The organism is Hyphomonas pacifica, assembly GCF_000682675.1.
GTDB classification, from domain to species: domain Bacteria; phylum Pseudomonadota; class Alphaproteobacteria; order Caulobacterales; family Hyphomonadaceae; genus Hyphomonas; species Hyphomonas pacifica.
The window spans coordinates 42,564-65,325 of sequence record NZ_AWFA01000005.1 but is presented as its reverse complement, the minus strand read 5'-3'; the positions used below and the strand labels follow the sequence as shown (position 1 = coordinate 65,325).

The window sequence follows — 22,762 nt, the reverse complement described above, 5'->3', positions numbered from 1 at the left end:
TCGCCCTACCAGCGCGCCTTGTATCCGCGCGTGTCGACATGCACGAAAGGCCCGTGCGCCGCATTCGCTCCATAGGCAGCCCCACCACCAGGGACCCAGCGGGGATCTTTCTTCGCTGACAAATCCTCGATTAGGGCAACGAGTGCATAGGCATCCGCCTTTTCAATCCGACCATTGCCATCAAGATCGTCCATCTGCCCATCGCGATCCAGATCAATATAGATGTCAGCCGCATCGCCATAGAGATGCCGAGAAGACGTCGTCGTGTTACCGATAGCGGCATTGTAGAATGGCGTACGATATCCACTCATCACGAAGAAGGTATCAGCTTCCCACCCCTTTTCATTGGCGGCCTCAAGAATTATTTCCAGCTTCACCAGCATTTCAGGCCGAACCAGCAAATAAGTCGGCTCATGACCTGGTTGCTGTTTGCAACGGAATTGCCCAAGCTTGAAATTCGGCGAGACCCGCACATCGTCTGACATGGCTGTAAGGTCTATAAACCCGCGTGGAACGGCATAGCTGCTCATATTCCTGAGCGGTTGCGCATACTTGCCGATGCGATAGCCATTCAGCGTGTCTTCCACTCCATTGCGAAATGGTGTGAGCACGAACAGGTTCACCCGGCTTTCCTGACCGTTGAAGCTGATCGTCATATCTTCCAAGCCCGGATTATCCGGGGCCGTCCAGAGGGTCTTACCGCCGTCTTCCGAGATCTCTCCCGCACTCACGGCAATTGAGGCCCCTTTGGGAACTTCAATCTCGATTGCCTCCCTTGGCATACTGGATGCAGAGATCAGCGGTAAGGAAGACAGCGTTCCATTAACCCTGATCTCAAACCCCACCTCGTCTATTTGCGCCGTCGACTGTGTTTGTGACCCCGGCGTGGTCAGCTCAGCGAAAGCCGCGATTGCAGGTAGAAGCAGGAATTTGAGAAGTTCGGCGTAAATTGGATCAGTCCTTGCATCAAAATTACAGATAACCATGCGCACTTTTTAACCAATGCACTTGCCCTCGTAACGCACGAGCGCGGAATTAGTGCCATAAATTTTTCTCAGTCTTTTCAGGTATTAAACGCGGAACCCCTTCAGCCCGGGCGTGTTTAATTTGCGAGTTTGAAAAGCAGTGCCCGGGGCAGTTTGGCACACACGATAGGAAGATAGCCCCGCTCACCCACAGCAGATATATAAAAAGAGGGCATACCAAATGAATATCGACACCAAGCTTCTTGCTTCGACCATTCTGGGGACCGCAAGCCTTCTGGGTGTAGCCACAGCCTCAGCTCAGCATTCCGCACCAGTCGATAGCGCTCCTGTAGCTGCCCTGACCGCCGATGAAGCGATGGGCTCTACCCTTTCTTCCAAGGAAGCGAATGCCCTACAGGCTTTGATAACTGATGACTGGCTGGAAAAGGAACTCTCTGCAGAAACAGAGGCCGGCGTGCTGATGACCGTTCGCGCCACATACGCCCAGCACGTATTTGAGCCGATATGGACCAAGAAGGGAACGAAATCCCTTAAGCGGGCACGCGCAGATCTTTTCTCATATGGCATTGTGGCGTCCGATACGTCCGGCGACTTGCTTGACAACATAATTTCCCAGAGATTTGACGGTAAGACAGCGGTCGCCCGCGCGGAGGCTGATTTGCGGCTAACCGCAGCATGGGTCCGAATGGCATCTGCCGTCAGCGGAGGACTTTCAGACAATGGTGAAGCCGCAGCATCCAAAACCGACCAGCCGTCCCAATCCACGGTGCAGAAGAATCTTGTGGACGCGGCAAAGGGCGATGCCGATGACATTCTTTCAGACATGGAGCCTACGCATCCACAATATGTGCGCCTCAAAAAAGAACTGAAACACTACCGCGAACTGAAGGCCGAGGGTGGCTGGCTGGCAATTCCAACGGGTGATGCGATTGAACCGGGTGATACGGACGCCCGCGTCCCGGCGCTGCGAGAGCGCCTAGAGCGTGAAGGCTATCTGGAGCCGGAAAGTTGGACAGATGCCCTGCTGCAAACAATTGGTCTGGAGGATGGAGTTGCTGAGCTTTCCAATGCAACTGGGAATAAAAAAGACGCGTCCGCAGACCCGGCAATGGTGTTCGATTCAGAGCTTGAAGAGGGCCTTAAGGCTTTCCAGCGTCATCACGGCCTGGAGGATGATGGCGTCTTGGGTGACAAGACGGTCGCCGCTTTGAATGAAAGCGTCGAATCCAAAATTGACCGTATCGCCGATACGATGAATCGTTGGCGTCACTATGATGACCTTGGCCAGAAATATATCTGGGCGAACATCCCTTCTTTCATGGCCGAGGGTTGGGAGAGTGACCGAATGGAAATCTCCATGAAGACAATTGTAGGCATGCCGACACGAGAAACGCCCGTCTTCTCGGATCAGATTGAATATGCCGTGGCAAACCCGAAATGGTATGCGCCTGTCAGTATCGTGAAGAAGGACAAGCTGAGCAAGCTGGCGAAGGACCCGAGTTATGCTGCGCGCAAGAATTTCACGGTCATCGACCGTGCAACGGGTGAGCAGGTCTCTGCCGCCAGCGTTGACTGGACGCACCCGGCATCCGCCGAAAACTATCAGCTTATCCAGGAGCCGGGTGCCAGCAATGCATTGGGGGACATGAAAATCATTTTCCCGAACCAGTATTCCGTCTACCTGCATGGCACACCGGGCCAAAGCCTCTTTGACAAGGCACAACGCACCTTCAGCTCTGGCTGTATTCGCCTGGAAAACCCGGATGAAATGGCCGAATGGATTGCCGAGGATGATCCGGTTGTTTCTAAAAAGGATGTGGAAGAGGCCCTGGAAGGCACAAAGCCCGAGCGTATCGACTTCACAAATGAGACGCAGATTCACATCACCTATATGACGGTCACCGTAGGCGAAGATGGCACACCGTTTTTCTGGCGTGACGTCTATAATGAAGAAGGCGGCCTTATGATGGTGGACAAATATGCCCCGCTCTATGTTCCGCAAACAGAAGAAGAGATGGCTAAAACTGCCACGTCCCGTCAAAAGGGCTAAGCACCCAGCATTTTCCCCAGCCCAAAGCCTTTCTGGATCACAATTGACCCAGGAAGGCTTTTGCCGTTTCCAGATAGGCCTCTTGCTTGTCGCCGCTCATGCGTTCCCATGTGCTATACATCTGGGCCATTCGCGGGTTGTCTTCCAGCTTGCTCCGGTTGCGGATGAGAAATTCCCAGTAAAGCGAGTTGAAGGGACAGCTCCCCTCCCCCGTTTTCTGCTTCACATCATATTTGCACCCGCCGCAATAGTCAGACATCTTGTTGATGTAGTTGCCACTCGCCGCATAGGGTTTGGACCCGAGCAGTCCGCCATCGGCAAACTGGCTCATGCCCAGAGTATTTGGCAGCTCCACCCATTCATACGCGTCCGCATAAACCGCCAGATACCATTCGTGTACCGCTTTTGGATCAATTCCTGCCAGCAAGGCGAAATTGCCTGTAACCATCAGGCGCTGAATATGGTGCGCATAGGCCTCCTCAAGTGTCTGGTCGATAGCCGCTTTCAAACACGCCATATCCGTGTCACCGGTCCAGTAGAACTCCGGCAGCTCGCGCTTGGCGTCCAGAAAGTTCATGTCGACATAGTCCGGCATTTTCAGCCAGTAGACGCCGCGCACATATTCCCGCCACCCCAGGATTTGCCGAATGAAACCCTCGGCGGAATTGAGAGGCGCCTTCCCGTCACGGTACGCCTTGTCCACCCGGCGGCAAACTTCCAGAGGGTCAAGCAGGCCCGCATTGATGTAGAGGGACAGGAGGGAGTGATAAAGGAACTTCTCCCCCTTCAGCATCGCGTCCTGATAATCCCCGAAACAGGGCAGAGCTTCCGCGATGAACTGGTCCAAGACCGCCTGCGCATCTTCATGCGTGACGCCGAACCAGAAGGGGGCCAGTTTTCCCGGATGGTCTTCAAAGCGCTCGGATACCATATCCAGAACGCTCTGGGTAATCTTGTCGGGCTCGGTCTGGTGCGGGGTTGGCATGAAGAGGTCCTGCTTCGCAGGCTTGCGGTTTTGCTGGTCGAAATTCCATTCTCCGCCCGTCGGTTCGCCATCATTTTCCATCAGAAGGCGTGTTTTCTTCCGCATCTCGCGATAGAAATACTCCATGCGAAATTGCTTGCGATCTTCCGCCCATTCGCGAAATTCTTCCCGTGAACAGATGAAACGGTCATCCTCCAGAATGCGGACGGGCAGCCCGAAGCGTTCCTCCCATCCTTCCATCATCTCTTGCACGCGATATTCACCCGCGGAGGTGACAAGCAGAGCTTCGGCGTCCCGCCGCTTCAGGGTGCGTTCCACTTCGCCTGAAAAGCTGCCTGTATTCTCTTCATCATCCAGCTGGACATAGTCGACCGTCCAGCCTTCCTCTTTCAGGCTTTCCGCGAAATGGCGCATGGCAGAGAACAGAAACGCGATTTTCTTCTTGTGATGCCAGGCATAGGTCGCCTCTTCCATCACCTCAACCATCAGCACACAATCTTTATCCGGATTGCCCTCCCGCAGCGAAGATATGTCGTGTGTCAGCTGGTCTCCCAGCAAGAGAATGAGATTGGCCATATGCCTGCCTGCATCAATTTGTCTGCTCCTGCTGTCTACGCACAGCGGGCGGAAATGGATGCAGCCGTACGTTACTGACTGGCCCACAGGATGCGGGCAATCCAGGAGAGTTCAGACGGCTTGAAGCTGCGCACAGGATAGGCCGGATTCAGGGAGGCGAGTTCAACAGTTCGGGTGTTCTTGCGGGCCAGAACCTTGGCCATGACCTCTCCATCCACAGTCTTGGCGACCACCCGGTCGCCCGGCTTCACCTCAGCGCCCGGCGCAACGATGATGCGATCCCCTGCCCGATAGGCCGGCTCCATGGAATCGCCGCTGATCTCCAGGGCATAGACAGATTCTGTGCCAAGCCCCGGAAAGCGCACCTCTTCCCAGCCGCCGCCCACAGGAAAGCCTGCATCGTCAAAGAAGCCATCCTGACCGGCCTGGGCAAACCCGATCAGCGGCGCGATTGCGCCCCGCCGGCCATCTACAAGCGCGGCAAAATCATCAAAGCCCTGCCCCACAGCGTCCAGAACGCGTGCAAGACTCTCTGTAGAGGGCCAGCGAGGCCGCCCATCCGCGCCTTGCCGTTTCGACGGATTAAACGCCGTCGGGTCCAGCCCCGCCCGGCGCGCAAGGCCCGAAGCCGTCAGCCCGTGATGTTTGGCAAGGTCATCAATCCCCCGCCAGATGTCCCGATGTTTCATGGGATAATATTCCCAATGGTTGCCTTGGTTTGTAAATAGGAATATCAGCCTATTGTCAACAGGGTAGGAGAAGCAGTGTGATCATTTTTGTCCATGGCGTTCCGGATACTCCGCATTTGTGGCAGCCGCTGATCAAGGCACTTGGCCTGACAGAGGCTGATTACAAGGCGCCCGCCCTGCCCGGCTTTGGCTGCCCCAGACCGGACGGATTCAGCGCCACCAAGGATGCCTATGCCGATTGGCTGGTCAGCCAGATGGAATCTGCCGACGAACCTGTGGACATTGTCGGCCATGATTGGGGAGCCTTGCTCACATTGCGAGCGGCCTCTCTGCGGCCAGACCTGGTGCGAAGCTGGTGCGTCACCAATGCCGTGATTGACCCTGACTATTCCGGACACACAATGGCACGGCGCTGGGCGACGCCATTGGTTGGCGAGATGGTCATGCTGGGCATGCGGAACAAACAGCGCCTGCTGCCCGCGCTGATGCAGGGCGGTATGCCTGCAGACCTGGCCAAACAGGAAGTGCCGCTGATCGACAAGACCATGCGGCAATGCATTCTCAGCCTGTATCGCTCGGCCGTGGGCCTGCGCTTCAAGGGAGAGTGGGTGGAAGACCTGAAGAACCTGCCCTCACAGGGCCAGCTCTTCTGGGGAGAGACAGACCCCTATGTTGACCTCTCCGTCGCCGAACGGTTTTCGAAAACGCACAATGTTCCGCTTCACATCGAGAAAGGGGCCGGCCACTGGGCCTGCGCCGAACGCGCGGAACAGTTTGCGGGCTTGCTGAAGGAACACTGGGCGAAGGTTTAGTCCGATATGGTCCGGCCAAGTCTGGCCATGGCGCAGAAGTGCGGACTCATCCTGAGCGAAATCGAAGGATGACTGACACAGCACACCCTCAACCGCCCCCTCCTTATCCACCGCCTGAGACGCCCTAACCTGCTGTACCCATTGCTGCGAAAATAAACTTATCCAACACCTCCGTGTCCTGATGTATAGTCCGGCACATGTCTTTCTTCTATCCCCCCAAAGGCTTCCCGCCGCACCTTGCCATGATCTGGCCACTCATCTGGGTCCAGATCATGATGCTCAGCGCCGCAATACGCAGGACTTATGGGAAGGGCGTACAGTATCACTGGAGCGTTACGCCGAACGGACGCGTCTTCCTCGCCTCCATCGACTGGGTGCCGGGGCATAAGACGGAGTGGACGCACTTGCAGCCCGCACCGCATTTCAATGACCGACTCGCCGCCGCGTGTGATGGTCGCACGTTTACGCCTGATTATCTGCGCATGAATCCCCTCTCCTTTGGGAGAGGGACAGGGGTGAGGGGTAAAGGCATTTCCGCAAGTGCAACCCGTGCGGCGGCCAAGCCCCCCCTCATCCTCACCCCCTTGTTCGGGCGAACGCAGTGCGCTCGCTTGTGCTCACAAGCCCCGGGGAGAAGCGGGTTTAGCGTCCCCTTGCCGGAAACCTGACGCGCCTCCTCATGCCTGAAAACTCAGTTCCCCCGCCAAGCGCCGTCACGGGCGCCGCACGTGCTGGTAGGAATATCTAGGCCTATTCAGTGCCCGCGTCGAACACGGAGAGTGCTGCCGGAAGCACACCGATCACCGCATTGCCGGCTGCCGGAAGGCCGACAAGAATGGCGCTGATCACTTCAGCGCGGGAGGCCCCGGCCGCTTTCGCTTCCGCCGCATGGAACGGAATGCCGCTCTCCAGCCGTAATGCGGCGAGCACGGCCAGATAGGCCAGCGCCTGCGTCTTCTGATCAAGCGCGCTGGCGTCCGCAAGCCCCTTCGTAGCGCCCATCCAGGCAGCAGCGTGCTCTGGCGCCTTTTTCAGAAAGGCCTGAAACGAATTGCTGATTCCAGTGTCCATATTATGTCTTCCTACCAATACCTTGTCATGATCTCCTAGGGGCAGTCCTGCCGCCCCCGTGGATACCGCGCACCGGTCTCGATCTTCTCATCTGCTACACGGTCGAACAGGAAGGCGACATCACAGTGCAAAAAAAGCGTCAAGGCCGATAAGGGCCTCGCCGCCAAACTGCTCCGGGTCGAGACTGATATATACCGGGATGACTTCCCAGTCATCATCAATGGAGGTCTCGCACGTGGAAGAAACGGTGCCGATCGGGCGGAAGGTGAACAGTTTGCTCATATCACCCTCTCCGCCTCGGTAGTCTTTCAGGCAGCTTCCTTGCTGGGATTGCCCAGTTCCTGTTTCACGCGCTCAGCCAGCTGGCGCACGGTGAACGGTTTCGGCAGGAAGGAGACCGCACGGTCATCATCCAGCTGCTGCGCAATATCACGTTCGGCATAGCCGGAGATGAAGATGACGCGGGCATGACCCAGCAATTCCTTGGCTTCACGGATCAGCGTCGGGCCGTCCTTGCCCGGCATGACGACGTCAGAAATGACCAGGTCGAAGCTGCACGGATTATCCTCGAGAATTTCCATCGCCTCTTCGCCATCGCACGCCTCTTCCACCTCATAGCCACTGGTGCGCAGCAGAGAGGCGGCAATGCCGCGGACGCCGTCTTCGTCTTCGATAAGAAGAATCCGTCCGCGTCCGGAAATGTCCATCGGACGGCTGCTGACTTTCTCCGTCTGCATCATCTCTACAGGCTCAGGAATTTCCTCAGCCTTCAGAGCAGGCAGATAGATGTGGAAGGTGGTGCCTTTGCCCACATTCGACGTGGTGCAGATATACCCGCCGGACTGTTTAATGATGCCATAGACTGTCGCAAGGCCCAGACCTGTTCCGACCCCGGCTTCCTTCGTGGTGAAGAAGGGCTGGAAGATCTTGTCCATGACATCCTTCGTCATGCCGTGACCGGTATCTTCCACTTCGATCAGCATGTACTCGCCATCACTGACAAAGGAGAAGCCCTTTTCCTGCGCTTCCTTGCCTGTAGAGCGCGCGGTGCGGATCGTCAGTTTGCCGCCATTCTTGTGGGTCAGCATTGCATCGCGCGCATTGGTGGCCAGGTTGAACAGGGCATTTTCCAGCTGGTTCTTGTCGGCTTTCACATAAGGCACATCGCGGCCATGCTTCACTTCCATTTCGATCCGCTCGTCCAGCAGCTGGCGAAGCAGGATATGGAATTCGCTCATGAAATCCGTCACCGCGAAGACTTCTCGCTTGAAAGTCTGCTGACGCGCATAGGCCAGCAACATCTTGACCAGATCCTTTGCCCGGATCGAGAATTCGTGGATCGACTTCAGGTTCGGATAGGAAGGATCGCCTAGCGGATGGCGGACCATCAGCTGTTCATTATTCAGGATGATACCCTGCAACACATTGTTGAAGTCATGCGCAACGCCGCCGGCGAGCTGGCCGATAGCCTGCATCTTTTCACCATGCGCAAGGCGCATTTCCAGTTCGCGCTGCTCGGTAATGTCCATGATGTAGGCCACGGAAGGACGGCCTGCGCCATCCAGGGCGACGAACACGTTGACATGTTTCGGTTCACGACCGGCCAGCCTGAGGGCAACCGGCTTGTCGATGGCATCCACGAGCAGGCCATGCAACGCCTCTTCCCCCTCTTCCACAAGGAAGAGGTCAGAGAACTTGCCACCTGGCGCGCCCTTGCCTTCGGTGATCTCCATCAGGGATCGGTTGGCATCCATGATGATCGCGCTGTCGACGCTGGCGCCTTCGAGACGAACGGCGCCGAACGGGGCATCGTCAAACATCGGGTCGCCATCCGGGCGCGGCGGACGCGATGCGGTGGAGACGCGGAAATTGCTGTCTTCGCCTGTGCTCATCACCTGCTGGCTCGCCAGGATGATGGTGCGGCCAGTTGCTTCAGCACCCTTGCCGGACCAGGTGGTGATCGCCTGAACCGGGCGTTCCACACCGTCACGGCCGCGCAGCTGAATGTCCACACGCCCAGCAGCGCCGGATTTGCGGTCCCTCGCCAGCATCTTCACGAATTCGGGGCGCATGATGTCATCAATGCGAATGTTCTTGGCCGTCTCCGGCAGACCGAGCATGTCGCGCAGCCAGCCATTGGCATAGGTGATCGTGCCGTCCGGACGGGCGGCGAAGAAGCCCATCGGCGCATCTTCAACATAGAGCGACTTCAGGTCAGACGCCCCCGTTGCTTCACGGTCCCCTGCAATCGGGCGAATTCTCCACAGCACTTTTTCGCGTGGCAACGGAGAAACGGTAATTTCGAATTGGGCCGGCACCCGCTCAGGCCCTATTGTGATCGGCGGCAGCACTTCACGGCGTGCATGGCCGATCTTGGCATCCTTTGAGAGACGGTAGACAGGCGCGGCAAGCCCCGGATTAGAGCCGAACAGGCGATCCACGGTTACAGGTGCCCCTTCGGACTGCCCCATCATCAACGCCATGCTGGTCAGTTCGCGGTAGGCATTATTGGCCGCGACAGGGGCGCCCCCCTGGTCTGCAATCAGCACGGACTCGTCCAGCGCCTCGATCCAGCCGAAACGCGGCGTTGCTGATTGCGCAGCACGCGCAATGGACCCGCGTTCCGGGAACAGGCCCAGCATGCGGCCTGCACCGCGCACACTCCACAACAGGAAGACAAGGCCGCCAGACGCCATCGCGATCAGCAGAATCGGGCCCGGCGCACCGGATGCACCGGGCCAAGCCAGCGCCACACTCGCCGCTGCAATCGAAATGAGCAAACAGACCCAGAAGCCAAGCTGCATCATGTCAATCTGATTGCTCGCGGACGCTGCACTTGCCTCGGCGGCCAGTTCAAGGTCTTCTGCGGGGGTCGCTTTCGCCTGGTCTGGGGAATCCATGGGTCGCTTTACACTCCTACCGCCAGCGCTGAACTTTCGCGCCGTTTACTGTACGCCTTGTTCGCTCGGCATGACTTGCCGACTCAGACATGGCGGAATCCTAGTTTATTCAGTTTGGCACGGCAAAGGTTAATGAAAGCGAAAAAGCCGTTAAGGCAAACAGTAGAAATTACAGAATTCACAGAGCAATCGAGGCACTTCATGAGACAGACTTCCACCGCTATCGCAGGCATTCTTCTTCTTGCAGCTTGCAACGGGACGCACATGGCAGAAACCGCCCCTGCGCCCGCAGCGCAGGAGATTGTTCAGGAAGCGCTCGAGACCGAAACTGAAAGTGAGCGCCTAAACGCATGGTTTGAACAGAAATTTCAGGAGGCTGCGGCCCGCAGCCCGATGATGCAGACCTATCTCGGCATCAAGACCGATTACGACAAATGGGATGATGTCAGCGATGCTCGCGCGTTCGAGGATCTGGAAATCCAGCGCCAGAACATCGCAGAGATGAAGAGCAATTTCGATTACGACAAACTGGACGATCAGGCGAAACTCTCCTGGCGCCTCGCTGAATATGAGTTCTCCCGTGAACAAGCCGCGTTCCCCTATCGGCATCACAGCTACACATTCAACCAGATGTTCGGCGCCCAGTCCGGCATTCCGGCTTTCCTGGTGAACCAACATCGTGTGGCCAGCCTGTCAGATGCGGAAGCCTACATCTCCCGCCTTGAAGGCGTTCACGACTATCTCGGCCAGAATGTGGAGAATGCAAAATACTCCGTGAGCCAGGGCATCCAGCCGCCGGCTTTCGTTTATCCCTATGTGCTAGGCGACTCTCAGGGTGTTATCACCGGCTATCCCTTCACCAGCGACGCGGCTGATGGCAGCGAGGACAGCCCGCTGATGGAAGATTTCCGGGGCAAGGTACAGGCCCTGCTGGACAAGAATGATATCGACGCAGAAACCGCTTCAGACTTGCTGGATCGCGCAGCCGTAGCGCTGAAAACGTCCGTCGGCCCCGCCTATGAAAACGCGATTGCCGTGCTGACAGAACAGGCCAAGACGGCCTCCACAGATGATGGTGCCTGGAAGTTCCCTGATGGCGAGGCCTATTACGCCATGCGCCTCAAGCAGATGACGACAACAGACAAGAGCGCTGCGGAGATTCATCAGCTCGGTCTCGATGAAGTGGCGCGTATCCAGGACGAAATGCGCGGCATCATGCAACAGGTCGGCTTCGAGGGCAGCCTGCAGGATTTCTTCGAATTCATGCGCAACGATGAGCAATTCTATCTACCGAATACGGATGAAGGTCGCGCTGAATATCTCAGTGAAGCCACGGAGATCATTGACGGCATGAAGGCGGATCTGCCGAGTGTCTTCAACACATTCCCCAAGGCAGACATGATCGTCAAAGCGGTTGAGCCCTTCCGGGAAAAGTCTGCCGGCAAGGCCTTTTATTCTCGCCCTGCCCCGGACGGCAGCCGCCCCGGCATCTATTACGCAAACCTGTATCGCATGCAGGATATGCCGACCTATCAGATGCAGGCGCTCGCCTTCCATGAGGGCATTCCTGGCCATCACATGCAGATTGCGATCGCGCAGGAACTGGAAGGCATTCCGAGCTTCCGAAAATTTGGCGGCTATACCGCGTTCACCGAGGGTTGGGGCCTTTATTCCGAACTGCTTCCCAAGGAAATGGGTTACTATTCTGATCCATATGATGATTTCGGCCGCCTCGCGATGGAGATCTGGCGGGCTGCGCGTCTCGTGGTCGATACAGGGATCCACGACAAGAAATGGACGCGCGAACAGGCGATCCAGTATCTGATGGATAATACGCCTAACCCGGCAGGTGATGCCCGCAAGGCCATTGAACGTTATATCGTGATGCCCGGCCAGGCGACCGCCTACAAGATCGGCATGTTGAAGATTGTTGAACTGCGCGAGCACGCCAGGGCGGAGCTGGGCGACCGGTTCGACATTCGCGAGTTCCATGATGTGGTTCTGAAGGATGGCGCCGTGCCGCTTCAGATCCTGGAAGAGAATGTCGACACCTGGATCGACGAGAAAAAGGACGCTTGAACATGACAGCACGCAGCTTGGCCCTGCTGGGGATTGCAACCGCGAGCCTGTGGACCTTGGCTGCGTGCGCCTCCGTCGTTACCCCCTTCCTTAAGCCGGATGTGGAAACTCAATCCATCCAGATGAAGGGAGGCAATTGGCAGCTTGATCCGGCACACGCCTCCCTGTTGTTCAAGATAAACCATCTGGATTTCTCTACCTATGTGGGGCGTTTCGACCACTTCGACGTGACGCTGAAAGGAGACCCCAGACGTCCGGAAGAGGCCATGCTGGAAGCCATTGTGGACATGATGTCGCTCGACATCGCCAATGACGAGTTTGCGCAGACCCTGATGGGCTCCGACTGGTTCGATGCCGCACACTATCCCCAGGCCCGGTTCCAGTCGACGCGGATCATCCTGACCAGCGAAACAACCGCTGATGTCGAAGGTGTCCTTACCCTGCACGGTCGCTCCGCGCCAATCACCTTGTCGGTCAAATTCAATGGCTCGGCCCATGACCGGCTGCGCGGAGCAGATGTTGCCGGCTTCTCAATTCGTGGTGACCTCGACCGGACCGAGTTCGGCATCAGCAAATTCAGCGGATTGCTGGCCGACACGGTACATCTGGAGATCGAAGCGGAACTGTTACGCAAGCCTGACGTATCTTGATCTGATGCGCGTCTCCCCTAACAGGGGGAGAAGACACTATTTTACGGGAGACGATGAATGCTGGGCGAGGTTATTGCGGAAGTCTTCACGGTATCGGGCTTGTTCACATTACTGATGCTGTTGATGCTTCAGGCCGTTCTGGGCTTTGACAACCTGCTCTACATTTCCATCGAATCCAAACGCGTGGGTGAAGCCAAGGCGCCCATGGTTCGCCGCTGGGGCATTGGCCTGGCCGTCATCTTCCGGATCATTCTCCTGTTCATCATCGTGGCACTGTTCGATGCCCTGTCGGAACCGCTCTTCGGCTTCCATGTGCCAGGCCTTTTCGAAGGGGAGTTCACGTTCCAGGGCCTCATCACGTTGGCTGGCGGGGCCTTCATCATCTACACGGCGGTCAAGGAAATCTCCCACATGCTCACCGTGGAACACATCGAGCATAGCGAGGGTGGCAAATCCAAATCCGTCACGCAGGCCATCCTTCTGATCGTGGCCATGAACATGGTTTTCTCCTTCGACTCGATCCTGTCCGCCATGGCAATTGCCAATGTGGAGATTGCCAAGATCGTCAATTCGGCCGGCGAAACACTCGGCACATTCAAAGGCACTGTGACAGACTGCAAGGCCGCGCTGATCTCATCCCCCATCCCGGACGCTGTCGGGTGCCGTCCTGGCAAGGACTATCAGGTCTGGCTGATGGCTATCGCTATCATTGTCTCGGGGGTCGTGATGGCCCTGATGGCAGATGCCGTGGCCAACTTCCTGAAGAAGAACCGCATGTATGAGGTGCTCGGCCTGTTCATCCTTTTCCTGGTCGGGGTACTGCTGGTCACAGAAGGCGCACACCTGTCCCACATGGTCCTGTTCACCTACACGATCGAAGCAATGTCCAAATCATCCTTCTACCTGGTGATCTTCGTTCTGGTCGTGACGGACATCATTTCCAGCAAATATCAGAAACGCCTTTGGGCACAGAAAGAAGCGGAGATCCTTGGCGGGGGCACGGAGCAAGCTTCCCGCGATGGCGCGCAGGCGCATATGGACCGCAAGACGTCCAAGCCCGCTCAAAGCTGATTGAAGTCTAGCGCAGGATCTGTGTACGGCGCGTGATACGCAACGCCATGCGATTGCCCTTGCGGCCGATCTGGCCTTCCGCGGCCACCGGGCCGTCACGCCCGCCGGTGAGTAATTCCACAGGCTGATCCGCCGGCACGCCCAAAAGCAGGGTTGAACCCGCTTTCAGGTTTGCAAGACGGGACATCGGAACACTGAGAGAGGCAATGCGGGCTGTCAGCACAGCTGTCATGGCCGCTGGCGCTGCCTTTGGTTCCGGAGTGGTCTCAACCGGCGCACTGGCGGGCTGGACAGGTCTCGTCCTGGCCGCTGGCGCCTCACTCGCATCAAACAGATCATCTTCTGCCAGGATCAGGCGGGCGGTCATACGAACCGTCTCCACCCGCACATCCAGATCCAGAATGGAAGCGTCTCCAGGATTGGCGAGGGCTGCCGCAAATTCTTCGTCCGTTTCGATACGCGCAAAGCGCAAGGCTGGCGCGATGGCCGGTCCCAGGGGGCGCACAAGCGCTTCCAGAAGCGCCGTATCAAGCAGGGTCAGCTGACGGACACGCTCTTCCTGTTCGCCCTGCCCTGCCGGCTTTCCGCCACAGGCTGTTTCGATCAGGGCACTGACCAGCGGCGCGCTCAGCACCATCATGGCGGCAATCTCGCCGCCCGGCGCAGCAAAGCAGGCAATGGCAGAGCCTGCCGGGGCAGAGCCCGGATAAAGTGCCTGGTCAAAGCTTCCTGTAGACCCGGCCCGCACTGTTGCCGCCGCTTTCAATCCACAACCATCGCGCAGCGCAAGAGACAGGCGTGCAGCCAGGCGGCGCGCATCCTCGGAAATGTCGGCAGCAAGAGGGGTGCTGACAACCGGCCTCAGACGCGGCCGTGCAGGGGGTTCCGGCGCGAGGTCCGGAATGGGCTTGTCGCTGGTGACTTCCGGCTCTTCCGGGATATCCGGCATGTCATCCAGATTTGGACGCAACAGGGCTTCAATTTCGGCCGGGCTAAGCACGCCGCGTGAGGTCGGTAATGGCCTCTTCGGTGTAATCGGCTCAAACGTGGTCGGCATGTCCAGCATGATGTCTGCCTCACGTCTTGGAGACATGTCCCATCCGTCATCGGCGGCGAGAGGCAAGGTGGAACGCATATGAATATCAGCCGGGTCCTGTGTGAATCTCTTTTTTGCGCCTGATACGGTTAACGACTGGTTAGTAATTTCCCGCCTGCTGCGGCTCTCATCAGTCATTGAAAGGTCTCTGGATCGTTCGGCATTAACAGCGAAGCACTTATTGTTAAATATCACACTTCGTCGTTAAGGCCTTGATTACCATGCTGTAAGACATCGTTTGGACCTTCATGCCATGATGTCTTCAACGCATGAGGCGTCAAGCATATCTGCCGAAGCGTTGGGCTGATGTAAAAAAACGGCGGTGATCCTTTTCGGGGTCACCGCCGTTATCTTTTCAACGCTGTAGGAACGGCCTGCGGATCAATCGTCGCGCAGGGTACGCTCTTTGCGCTCATGACGTTCCTGGGCTTCCAGGCTGAGCGTGGCTGTCGGCCGGGCTTCGAGACGGCGCAGGCTGATTGGCTCACCCGTCACTTCGCAATAGCCATAAGAGCCATCATCGATCCGGCGCAATGCAGCATCGATCTTGGAAATCAGCTTGCGCTGTCGGTCCCGCGTGCGCAGCTCCAGCGCCTTGTCGCTTTCCGCCGAAGCGCGATCCACGATATCCGGGAGCGAGCCAGACTCATCCTGAAGATTGTTGATGGTCTGCTTGGCACCATCAAGGATGTCGGCTTTCCAGGTTTCGAGAAGCTTCCGGAAGTAGGCGAGCTGACGCTCGTTCATGAAGTCCTCGTCCTCCGAGGGGCGATAGTCGTCCGATAGGTCAACACTCATCGCTTCATACCTTAACTCTGTTTGGGGGCGGATATAGAACGCCCAGCGATTCACTGCAATCGTTCTTGCTGTGTAATTTTTGTCAATGTTTTCAGACAATTGCGGCAAAAACGTGTATTTTCTTAAAGAATATCACCAGCATTCTACTGGTTTATTCCCGCTTTCACCTGCAATTTACAGGCCGGGACTTGATCTTTAGGGCGACGACGCGCTCTATGATCCTTCGTCCAAAACTCAGCCGATTGATGGTTTCAGCGTACATGCCCCGACGCCGGAAAACTATGGATAAGACCTCCGGCTGGATGCAGGCAGTGGTCTTCAACTCCTTGTTGATCTTGATGCCTGTTATCGCCGCGCAGAGCCTTGCTGCGGCTTTTTCCGGTTCAACCTTCTCTGAATCTCCCGGCATTGAAGCCATCGACACCACCCGTCGCAATATGGACGAGGCCTTTGCCTCCTTCGCGCCGCGCAGTGCGGGCGACAAGTACAAATTCTGGCATGATGTTGTCGAGCGCGAGCTGAACGATATGGATGTTGCGGCTGCGCGCGGATTTCTGCTCGCAGCGCCGCAAATGCTCGACAGGGAATCTGTTCGGGAACTGGAAGCCGATTCGAATGGCGTGCGTCTTGAGCGCGCGGACGACCGGCTGGCCGCTGCCGCCCTCAGAAAGCTGCCGCTTGATATCGGGCTAAAATTGGAAGAGGCTCAGGTCTCTGCCCGGATACGGGACTCTGGTATTGAGCTTACGCCTGTCACCGAGGCCAGCGAAACCTCTGACGCAGCAACGGGCCAGAAAGGCGAGACTTCTGCGGATGCAGAAGCTGAAGCCGACAGTGAGATATCTGTCAGCACCAATTCCCGAAATAACCGCCACTTCCTGCTACTGGGTACATTTGCCGATCTGGCAAACAATTCCGAACGCTGGCTGGATGGGGACCGGGTCGATATTCTGACCCTGAAGATCACCGCGATCGGACTGCTCGAAGCCGAGGCAACAAATGGTCTGTCGGATACGAATATCCGCGCAGCCTCCATTCTGAAGTCAGCGCGCCGTGCCCGGCGCATGACTCCGGAATTCACCGCCTACCTCAAAGAGCGCCTCAACGACGCCCTGCCCGACAGCAAGCTGCGCCCCGCCCTGGAAGATGCGCTTGGCGAACTGGCGACAACCAATGTGCGGGAAGACCGTGTGCAAGCCGCGTTCATGGAATCGCTCGACACGCACGGCCTTGAAAAGCTGGAAGCTGATCTTGTGCAGATTGACCGGATTGGCATGCTGACCAGCCCGTCTGCGGCCATCACGCTTCTGGAACCGGTCAAAGATACGGCCGACCTGCGCCGCGTTCGCCTGCTGACAGAAGCGGGAGGAGACAGGGCTGTTGCTCTTGTGAAACAAGATGGCCCTGATGCGCTGCGCATTGCAGACACAGGCATCAAATGGACACGCGAACTGATGCTGCAGGTCATGGGACTGACCGCTTCAGGCCTCGCCCTTTTCTATGTGATGATTGCGACCTTCCGCCGGAATGTACGCCTTCCAAAGAAGCGCGTTGAGCCGACAGGCATCTGAAGCATCAGAGGAGAGACAAAAGTCTCCTATAGGCCAAACGCACCTTGAATGCCGTCAATCAGCAGCTGAACTGACAAGGCCGCAAGGATAACGCCCAGAATACGGGTCAGGGCCCCTGCCACACTCGCCCCCATCATGCGTACCAGAGGGCCAGCGGCCAGAAAGATGGCCAACGTCAGCAAAAGGTTCAGACCGATCGCGGACAGAACAATGCCCTTCTCGACCCAGTCAGACTTCTCCGACATGTAGAACATGGCCGTAGCAATCGAGCCCGGCCCGGCAACCATGGGAATGCCCAGCGGGAACACTGAAATATCGTCTGGCTCCGGGTCGGCCGGATGGCTGTCCAGATGCTCCTCAGCCCGGTGCTCCCGGCGCTCGGTGCGCTTTTCAAACACCATATCCAACGCGATAAGGAACAGCAGAATGCCGCCCGCAGCGCGGAAGGCATCAATCGAGATATGCATGGCATTCAGCAGCCACGCGCCGCCAAAAGCGAAGCCAAAGATGATGATGCTGGCCACCAAAATGGACTTGAACGCCATCTTCCGGCGATAGGCAGCATTGCCCTGCGCTGTCAGGGTCGCGAATACCGGCGCAACGCCCAAGGCATCAATCAGGACGAAAAACGTGACGAATGTCGCGGTAAAGAGAGAGATCAGGTCAGCGCTCATGCGCGCGCCCTAGTCTTTTTGCGTGGCGGCGTCGAGGATTTCCTGCACCATGGGAGCCACGCTGACCTTGTGTGGAGCTGTTTCGAAGCGGGACAGATCCGCTGCGCCCGAAGCCAGAGCCAGCATCATACGGTGCCCTCGCAGGCGCTGGAGCAGGCCTTCCTTGCCCCGGTGCCCATCAGCGGAAGCCGTCCGGCCATTGCCGAGATCCACGATCATGTCTTCCCCCTGCCCGGCCTCCAGGCGGGAGATCGCCTCATCCAGGCTGACGGGGGGCGTTTCCGGTAGGGTGTGAGCTCTCATCAGACTTCCATCCGCCATCAGGCTGCCCCCTGCACGTCTGCCGACATCATTTTGCGGCAACGGCTGAGCGCCCTGTAAAGATTGGAACTGGTAACATCTGCGGAAATGTCCAGAACAGCTTCGCGATCTTCCTCGCACTGGCAGCTCGCCAGCATGCTGGCCAAGGCTTCGGCTGCCTGCGCATAGGCCGGGCCATCTACCTCCCCCAGCAGATACATCTGCATGACAGCGAAATAGGCGCGGCCAGCCGGCGTGATCGCTTCATTGGGTCTGAGAATGTCTTTCTCGCGCAGAACCCGTGCGTGTGTTTCCAGCAACAAGACACCTCGACGGTCGCCATTGCGCACAACTGCACCGTTTACAACGAATGTTTCACCCGGCTTCAGGGACAGCTTCAAGGGCATGGCGTGCGAATCCGATCCTGCATGTTTTGTTGAAATTTGCAGAAAGGCGTTAACGCTTAATTGCGATATCGTAAGTTGTGCCAGAATGGCACCTGGCTGCCCCAAAAACAGATCGGAAGACAAAGTGCCATGCGCCCGTATCACGGATGCATAGGGTCATAAGGCCTGCAGCATCTTCGGAGCATCCAGCCAATCAGGCCAGCCAACCGAAGCGCGCGACACTGATCTGAAGCTTGAGCTTGCGTGGCGGCGCGCATGGCCCAATGTATATACCATGCTCTCCAGACAGCGAATAATTAAATCCTTGCTGCAGCGCGGCACTGCCCTTTCGCCACGTAAGCGCTTGCCCCACAGGGCGGCCAGTCTATTGTGTAGGCAGACCCAGATAAGGAAGAATTCATGCGCTTTGAAGGCACCCAGGATTACGTCGCAACCGATGATTTGAAAGTGGCCGTCAACGCCGCCATTGCTCTGGAACGCCCCCTCTTGATCAAGGGTGAGCCAGGCACCGGAAAGACCGTTCTGGCCGTCGAAGTGGCCAAGGCCCTCGGCGCTGAACTGATCGAGTGGCACATCAAATCAACCACAAAGGCCAATCAGGGCCTCTACGAATATGACGCAGTCTCTCGTCTGCGCGATGGCCAGATGGGCGAAGAGCGCGCCAAAGACGTCAAGAATTACATCAAGAAGGGCAAGCTGTGGGAGGCGTTCACCGCTGACAAGCGCCCTGTCCTGCTGATCGACGAGATTGACAAGGCCGACATCGAATTCCCGAACGACCTTCTGCAGGAACTCGACCGGATGGAGTTCTATGTCTACGAGACCGATGAAACCGTGAAGGCAAAACAGCGCCCGATCGTGATCATCACCTCGAACAATGAGAAGGAACTGCCGGACGCGTTCCTGCGCCGCTGCTTCTTCCACTTCATCAAATTCCCGGACGAGGAAACGATGCAGGAAATCGTCGACGTCCACTATCCGGGCATCAAGCAGAAGTTGGTGAAAGACGCGCTGACGACATTCTACGCCATGCGCGAACTACCGGGCGTGAAGAAAAAGCCATCGACCAGTGAGCTGCTCGACTGGCTTAAGCTCCTGATGAACGAGGATATCGACCTCGAAACGCTGAAGGAGAAAGACCCTGAGCGTCTGACGCCGCCGCTGCATGGTGCGCTGCTGAAGAATGAACAGGATGTCGCCCTGTTCGAGCGCCTCGCCTTCCTCGCTCGCCGCGGCGAAAGCGGCGGCCGCAGAGGCCCTGCGGGTTAAGCAGACAGCTAAAGAACGCAGAAAGATCAGCCTTTCCCTTAAAAAGGGACAGGTTGGCATACGCGATACATCACCTTCTATAGCTCTCAATACGTCTTTACCCTGATCGGCAAGACGTATTGAGAGTCGAATGCATGGCTCCAGCAATCGCCTCTAGTCCTGCTGGATATCTCCCAGAGGCTGGGCTTTGGGGCGGCGGTTTACGTCAGAGCGGCTTCTCAGGAAGTCTTCCATCTTGGTCTTGTCGCTGCGCTCATCGAACCAGGTTTTCCAGGCAAGCGTGATCCAGGCGACATGAAACAGCAGACCGCAGATGAGAGCGACCAGTCCCGGGATAGGACCAAGATGGGCCCGCCTGACGAACTCCCCCCATGTCAGTACGTCTGTCGGATGAATGGCGATCTTGGCGAAATAAGCCGCGCCCTGAATAGCAAAGATCCATCCATAATTGCGGCGAAGACGACGGCCGATCGCCCGCAGCGAGGATATTCGGTATTGGGGTTTTTCATAATCGTCTGACAGCGCTGTGCCACGGTCCAGCGGGATGCGGGCCCCCTGCCCGCGCAGCATCGGTACGTAGAAGGCAATCTCCAGCACGCGCGCGCGAAACCGCCAGACATAGAAGAACCGGTAGCGCCGCGCCTCCAGCATCAGGAACATGATGCACAAGGCCCCCACCAGAACGATGGGAAAGGGAGAGGCACTGGCAGAGGAGAAGGATACAGACAGGCCAATGCCAGTTGTGATCACCGCCCAATTGGTCGTCTGGTCCAGACGCTGGCGCCAGATGGTCGAGCGATACACCTCAGCGCGGTAAAGGTGGGCAAGTGCGCCAACCTCCTTGCTGCCTGCAATGGCCTCCGGTGGATCACTCTCTGGATCCTCTAAAAATTCGATATCGCTGCTCATGCGGCATAGTATGGCGCGAGTCAGTCCCGCGCCAAGGGGCAAAGCGTCCCGTTATCACTTGTTTTTACGGGACTCTGCCTCGTCTTCACTTTCTTCCCCTGCCTCCTCCGCGCGCACCCCCTTCACCGGAACGGGCACAGCCTCGGGTCTGAATGAGAGTGTAGATTGCGGGAACGGGATAGTAATACCCGCTTCATCCAGCGCGTCCTTAACTGCGAAGGCGACTTCATCATAGGTCTCGCGCTGATCGGCAGGCCGGCTGTTCGCCCACCAGAGCAGTTTGAAGTCGATGGAAGAGCCACCGAATGACACACATTGTACTTGTGTCAGCTCATTCTTGTTGACTGTATCGCAGGACTTCAGGGCCTCCATCAGGGCCGATTTTGCCTCTCGCATGTCGGTGTCATAGTCGACGCCGACGACAAGCTCCTGCCGCTTCAGGCCACGATCTGTCTGAATGACGACCGGATTGTCGAACAGGTAGGAGTTGGGCACGATCACCAACTCCCCGTCCGGTTCGCGAACATGTGTCTCGCGGATCAGAATGTCTTCCACCCGGCCATAGACATCCTCGCATTCAATCACATCCCCGATGCGCAGCTTTTTGCGACCGAGAATGACAACGCCCGCCATAAAGTTCGCAAAGACATCCTTGAAGGCAAAACCGATGGCCACAGAGGTAAGCCCGAGACCGGCGACCATGTTGCCGGGCGAAACAGAGGGAAAGACAACCAGCGCGGCAATCGCCAGACCAATGACCCAGGACACGATGGAAATAAGATTTTGAGCGAGTGTGATCAGCGCGCTGCGCACCCGTGCGCGCTTCATACCTGCTGTCACGATAGCCCGTACAACACGCCCCGCAACAAGAGTCAGGACGAGGATAACAATGGCGATTATCAAGGCAGGCAGACTTTTGAAAAAGCCTGAAGCCATACCTTCTATGGCACTTTTTAAATCCTCAACTGGGGTAAATTCCATGCGCTTTTAACGCATGACGCAGAAAGAAGTTCCGTTCAATCAGGGCAGTAGCCGCGAGAGATGATCGGACCATACCCCTCCAGCACCGCGCGAACGTGACGCGTGTCCTGATCATCTGCCTCATTCCGGATCCTGGCGGCAAGGGGCGAGGCATCTCCGGTTATTCGGGCGCGCCACAAGGCATAACGCAGGGAATCTGGCGTGGCGGTCAGCCTGACGGCGCGATCAAAATCCTGCAAATTGCAATCCTCCATGGAGAGCTCTGCCAACACATGGCCGAAATCGGCCTGCTCAAAGGAGCGGTCGAACCCCTTCCCGCCTAGGGGCGGACCAGCCAGGTCGAACATGGCGTTAATTACGCGTTTGCGAGTATCGGGCGTTTCAGCCAGACGCGCGCCCTCGGCCATGATTTCCGGACGACCGATATTGAAGGGAGACGTACCGGCCCGCGCCCTCTGCAGGAACTTATCCCAGCCTCCCTCGGCCAGCAGGCCCTGCGCCTTTCTCCTGGCATAGCCTGTCCCATTCGCCGGAAGCAGGGGCGCACTGTTCAACCGGCGGGACCATTCGCGCGTCAGGCCAGCATCATGCGTTTCAGCAACCACATACAGAAAGTTCCGTTTCACGCGATCCTGCTTTTCCGGTGGCAGGATACTGGCCGCGACCCAGATCGATTCCAGCATACATTCTGTCTGGTCCTGTTGCGTGCATGGGCTGATGCCCTGCGCAGTCGCAGACGCGGCCCACAGACCAGAGACAGCAAGAGCGGCAGCAATAACAAGGGATTTCATGCCCTCCTCCTAGCAAATCGAGGTGAACCCCAGATGAGCGCTGTCACAGCCTCTGCAGCAGACTTATCCACTTATCCCAGCGTCAGCTTGGACATAG

The 22,762-nt window shown here is 57.3% G+C and carries 21 protein-coding genes; 7 read left to right on the top strand and 14 right to left on the bottom strand.

Going from position 1 to position 22,762, the window contains the following annotated elements; genetic code table 11:
- Positions 1-5: 5 nt before the first annotated feature.
- On the bottom strand, positions 6-782 hold the full coding sequence (locus HY2_RS16580; protein ID WP_162173274.1) for a D-Ala-D-Ala carboxypeptidase family metallohydrolase: 777 nt from the start codon (positions 780-782) through the stop codon (positions 6-8).
- A 424-nt stretch (positions 783-1,206) separates the two neighbouring features.
- Here HY2_RS16580 and HY2_RS02700 point away from each other — a divergent pair, with 424 nt between their 5' ends.
- Entirely contained in the window at positions 1,207-3,036 is a 1,830-nt protein-coding gene (locus HY2_RS02700) for a L,D-transpeptidase family protein (RefSeq protein WP_034824473.1), read from the top strand.
- 37 nt (positions 3,037-3,073) lie between these two features.
- Here HY2_RS02700 and HY2_RS02695 read toward each other — a convergent pair whose 3' ends face one another.
- Together HY2_RS02695 and HY2_RS02690 are read right to left on the bottom strand one after the other, a co-directional pair.
- The gene (locus HY2_RS02695) at positions 3,074-4,597 is read right to left on the bottom strand and encodes a cryptochrome/photolyase family protein (RefSeq protein WP_051594644.1); all 1,524 of its coding nucleotides are present in this window, start codon (positions 4,595-4,597) and stop codon (positions 3,074-3,076) included.
- A gap of 71 nt (positions 4,598-4,668) precedes the next feature.
- Positions 4,669-5,286 (bottom strand): S24 family peptidase, encoded by a 618-nt coding sequence (locus HY2_RS02690; RefSeq protein WP_034824472.1) that lies wholly within the window; start codon positions 5,284-5,286, stop codon positions 4,669-4,671.
- A gap of 77 nt (positions 5,287-5,363) precedes the next feature.
- Here HY2_RS02690 and HY2_RS02685 point away from each other — a divergent pair, with 77 nt between their 5' ends.
- On the top strand, positions 5,364-6,098 hold the full coding sequence (locus HY2_RS02685; protein ID WP_034824469.1) for an alpha/beta fold hydrolase: 735 nt from the start codon (positions 5,364-5,366) through the stop codon (positions 6,096-6,098).
- Between the two features lie 750 nt (positions 6,099-6,848).
- Here the strand turns inward: HY2_RS02685 and HY2_RS02675 are convergent.
- From HY2_RS02675 to HY2_RS02665, 3 genes are all read right to left on the bottom strand, one after another.
- On the bottom strand, positions 6,849-7,169 hold the full coding sequence (locus HY2_RS02675; protein WP_034824464.1) for a carboxymuconolactone decarboxylase family protein: 321 nt from the start codon (positions 7,167-7,169) through the stop codon (positions 6,849-6,851).
- 120 nt (positions 7,170-7,289) lie between these two features.
- Positions 7,290-7,451 carry a hypothetical protein gene (locus tag HY2_RS17270; protein ID WP_155836537.1) on the bottom strand — a complete coding sequence of 54 codons (162 nt, stop codon included), beginning with the start codon at positions 7,449-7,451 and terminating at the stop codon, positions 7,290-7,292.
- Between the two features lie 26 nt (positions 7,452-7,477).
- A complete protein-coding gene (locus tag HY2_RS02665) occupies positions 7,478-10,069 on the bottom strand; it encodes a response regulator (RefSeq protein WP_034824461.1) in 2,592 nt (863 codons plus the stop codon).
- A gap of 201 nt (positions 10,070-10,270) precedes the next feature.
- Here HY2_RS02665 and HY2_RS02660 point away from each other — a divergent pair, with 201 nt between their 5' ends.
- The 3 genes from HY2_RS02660 to HY2_RS02650 are packed head-to-tail and all read left to right on the top strand — an operon-like array spanning position 10,271 to position 13,869.
- Positions 10,271-12,148 carry a DUF885 domain-containing protein gene (locus HY2_RS02660; protein ID WP_034824458.1) on the top strand — a complete coding sequence of 626 codons (1,878 nt, stop codon included), beginning with the start codon at positions 10,271-10,273 and terminating at the stop codon, positions 12,146-12,148.
- A 2-nt stretch (positions 12,149-12,150) separates the two neighbouring features.
- Positions 12,151-12,798, top strand: coding sequence for a YceI family protein (locus HY2_RS02655; RefSeq protein ID WP_034824455.1), 648 nt, complete (start codon positions 12,151-12,153; stop codon positions 12,796-12,798).
- A gap of 57 nt (positions 12,799-12,855) precedes the next feature.
- On the top strand, positions 12,856-13,869 hold the full coding sequence (locus HY2_RS02650) for a TerC family protein (RefSeq protein ID WP_051594643.1): 1,014 nt from the start codon (positions 12,856-12,858) through the stop codon (positions 13,867-13,869).
- A 7-nt stretch (positions 13,870-13,876) separates the two neighbouring features.
- Here the strand turns inward: HY2_RS02650 and HY2_RS02645 are convergent, their stop codons facing one another.
- The gene (locus HY2_RS02645; protein ID WP_034824452.1) at positions 13,877-15,004 is read right to left on the bottom strand and encodes a FliM/FliN family flagellar motor switch protein; all 1,128 of its coding nucleotides are present in this window, start codon (positions 15,002-15,004) and stop codon (positions 13,877-13,879) included.
- A gap of 342 nt (positions 15,005-15,346) precedes the next feature.
- Positions 15,347-15,763, bottom strand: a complete 417-nt coding sequence (gene dksA, locus HY2_RS02640) for an RNA polymerase-binding protein DksA (protein ID WP_034824532.1) — start codon at positions 15,761-15,763, stop codon at positions 15,347-15,349.
- 281 nt (positions 15,764-16,044) lie between these two features.
- Between dksA and HY2_RS02635 the strand changes: the two genes are divergently transcribed.
- A complete protein-coding gene (locus HY2_RS02635; protein ID WP_034824449.1) occupies positions 16,045-17,334 on the top strand; it encodes a hypothetical protein in 1,290 nt (429 codons plus the stop codon).
- 26 nt (positions 17,335-17,360) lie between these two features.
- On the opposite strand, the gene HY2_RS02630 is transcribed toward HY2_RS02635, so the two are convergent.
- From HY2_RS02630 to flbT, 3 genes are read right to left on the bottom strand one after another with little or no spacing between them, the layout of a single operon-like run.
- Positions 17,361-18,008, bottom strand: coding sequence for a MarC family protein (locus tag HY2_RS02630; protein ID WP_034824447.1), 648 nt, complete (start codon positions 18,006-18,008; stop codon positions 17,361-17,363).
- A gap of 9 nt (positions 18,009-18,017) precedes the next feature.
- Positions 18,018-18,329 carry a hypothetical protein gene (locus HY2_RS02625; protein WP_034824444.1) on the bottom strand — a complete coding sequence of 104 codons (312 nt, stop codon included), beginning with the start codon at positions 18,327-18,329 and terminating at the stop codon, positions 18,018-18,020.
- On the bottom strand, positions 18,329-18,715 hold the full coding sequence (gene flbT / locus HY2_RS02620; RefSeq protein ID WP_034824441.1) for a flagellar biosynthesis repressor FlbT: 387 nt from the start codon (positions 18,713-18,715) through the stop codon (positions 18,329-18,331). The genes HY2_RS02625 and flbT overlap by 1 nt, the downstream gene beginning before the upstream one ends.
- A gap of 399 nt (positions 18,716-19,114) precedes the next feature.
- Here flbT and HY2_RS02615 point away from each other — a divergent pair, with 399 nt between their 5' ends.
- Positions 19,115-19,984 carry an AAA family ATPase gene (locus HY2_RS02615; RefSeq protein WP_034824438.1) on the top strand — a complete coding sequence of 290 codons (870 nt, stop codon included), beginning with the start codon at positions 19,115-19,117 and terminating at the stop codon, positions 19,982-19,984.
- A 153-nt stretch (positions 19,985-20,137) separates the two neighbouring features.
- On the opposite strand, the gene HY2_RS02610 is transcribed toward HY2_RS02615, so the two are convergent.
- The 3 genes from HY2_RS02610 to HY2_RS02600 form a co-directional block, all read right to left on the bottom strand.
- Positions 20,138-20,893: a DUF2270 domain-containing protein gene (locus HY2_RS02610; RefSeq protein ID WP_051594642.1), complete on the bottom strand. Its 756-nt coding sequence runs from the start codon at positions 20,891-20,893 to the stop codon at positions 20,138-20,140.
- 54 nt (positions 20,894-20,947) lie between these two features.
- Complete coding sequence (locus HY2_RS02605; protein ID WP_051594641.1) at positions 20,948-21,829, bottom strand: mechanosensitive ion channel family protein; 882 nt, start codon at positions 21,827-21,829, stop codon at positions 20,948-20,950.
- 80 nt (positions 21,830-21,909) lie between these two features.
- Positions 21,910-22,665 carry a hypothetical protein gene (locus tag HY2_RS02600; protein ID WP_034824435.1) on the bottom strand — a complete coding sequence of 252 codons (756 nt, stop codon included), beginning with the start codon at positions 22,663-22,665 and terminating at the stop codon, positions 21,910-21,912.
- Positions 22,666-22,762 lie beyond the last annotated feature (97 nt).

Coding starts and splice junctions, on each gene's coding strand:
- HY2_RS16580 (WP_162173274.1), bottom strand. CDS start 782: ATGCCAAGGGAGGCAATCGAGATTGAAGTTCCCAAAGGGGCCTCAATT.
- HY2_RS02700 (WP_034824473.1), top strand. CDS start 1,207: ATGAATATCGACACCAAGCTTCTTGCTTCGACCATTCTGGGGACCGCA.
- HY2_RS02695 (WP_051594644.1), bottom strand. CDS start 4,597: ATGGCCAATCTCATTCTCTTGCTGGGAGACCAGCTGACACACGACATA.
- HY2_RS02690 (WP_034824472.1), bottom strand. CDS start 5,286: ATGAAACATCGGGACATCTGGCGGGGGATTGATGACCTTGCCAAACAT.
- HY2_RS02675 (WP_034824464.1), bottom strand. CDS start 7,169: ATGGACACTGGAATCAGCAATTCGTTTCAGGCCTTTCTGAAAAAGGCG.
- HY2_RS17270 (WP_155836537.1), bottom strand. CDS start 7,451: ATGAGCAAACTGTTCACCTTCCGCCCGATCGGCACCGTTTCTTCCACG.
- HY2_RS02665 (WP_034824461.1), bottom strand. CDS start 10,069: ATGGATTCCCCAGACCAGGCGAAAGCGACCCCCGCAGAAGACCTTGAA.
- HY2_RS02660 (WP_034824458.1), top strand. CDS start 10,271: ATGAGACAGACTTCCACCGCTATCGCAGGCATTCTTCTTCTTGCAGCT.
- HY2_RS02655 (WP_034824455.1), top strand. CDS start 12,151: ATGACAGCACGCAGCTTGGCCCTGCTGGGGATTGCAACCGCGAGCCTG.
- HY2_RS02650 (WP_051594643.1), top strand. CDS start 12,856: ATGCTGGGCGAGGTTATTGCGGAAGTCTTCACGGTATCGGGCTTGTTC.
- HY2_RS02645 (WP_034824452.1), bottom strand. CDS start 15,004: ATGCGTTCCACCTTGCCTCTCGCCGCCGATGACGGATGGGACATGTCT.
- dksA (WP_034824532.1), bottom strand. CDS start 15,763: ATGAGTGTTGACCTATCGGACGACTATCGCCCCTCGGAGGACGAGGAC.
- HY2_RS02635 (WP_034824449.1), top strand. CDS start 16,045: ATGGATAAGACCTCCGGCTGGATGCAGGCAGTGGTCTTCAACTCCTTG.
- HY2_RS02630 (WP_034824447.1), bottom strand. CDS start 18,008: ATGAGCGCTGACCTGATCTCTCTCTTTACCGCGACATTCGTCACGTTT.
- HY2_RS02625 (WP_034824444.1), bottom strand. CDS start 18,329: ATGGCGGATGGAAGTCTGATGAGAGCTCACACCCTACCGGAAACGCCC.
- flbT (WP_034824441.1), bottom strand. CDS start 18,715: ATGCCCTTGAAGCTGTCCCTGAAGCCGGGTGAAACATTCGTTGTAAAC.
- HY2_RS02615 (WP_034824438.1), top strand. CDS start 19,115: ATGCGCTTTGAAGGCACCCAGGATTACGTCGCAACCGATGATTTGAAA.
- HY2_RS02610 (WP_051594642.1), bottom strand. CDS start 20,893: ATGAGCAGCGATATCGAATTTTTAGAGGATCCAGAGAGTGATCCACCG.
- HY2_RS02605 (WP_051594641.1), bottom strand. CDS start 21,829: ATGGCTTCAGGCTTTTTCAAAAGTCTGCCTGCCTTGATAATCGCCATT.
- HY2_RS02600 (WP_034824435.1), bottom strand. CDS start 22,665: ATGAAATCCCTTGTTATTGCTGCCGCTCTTGCTGTCTCTGGTCTGTGG.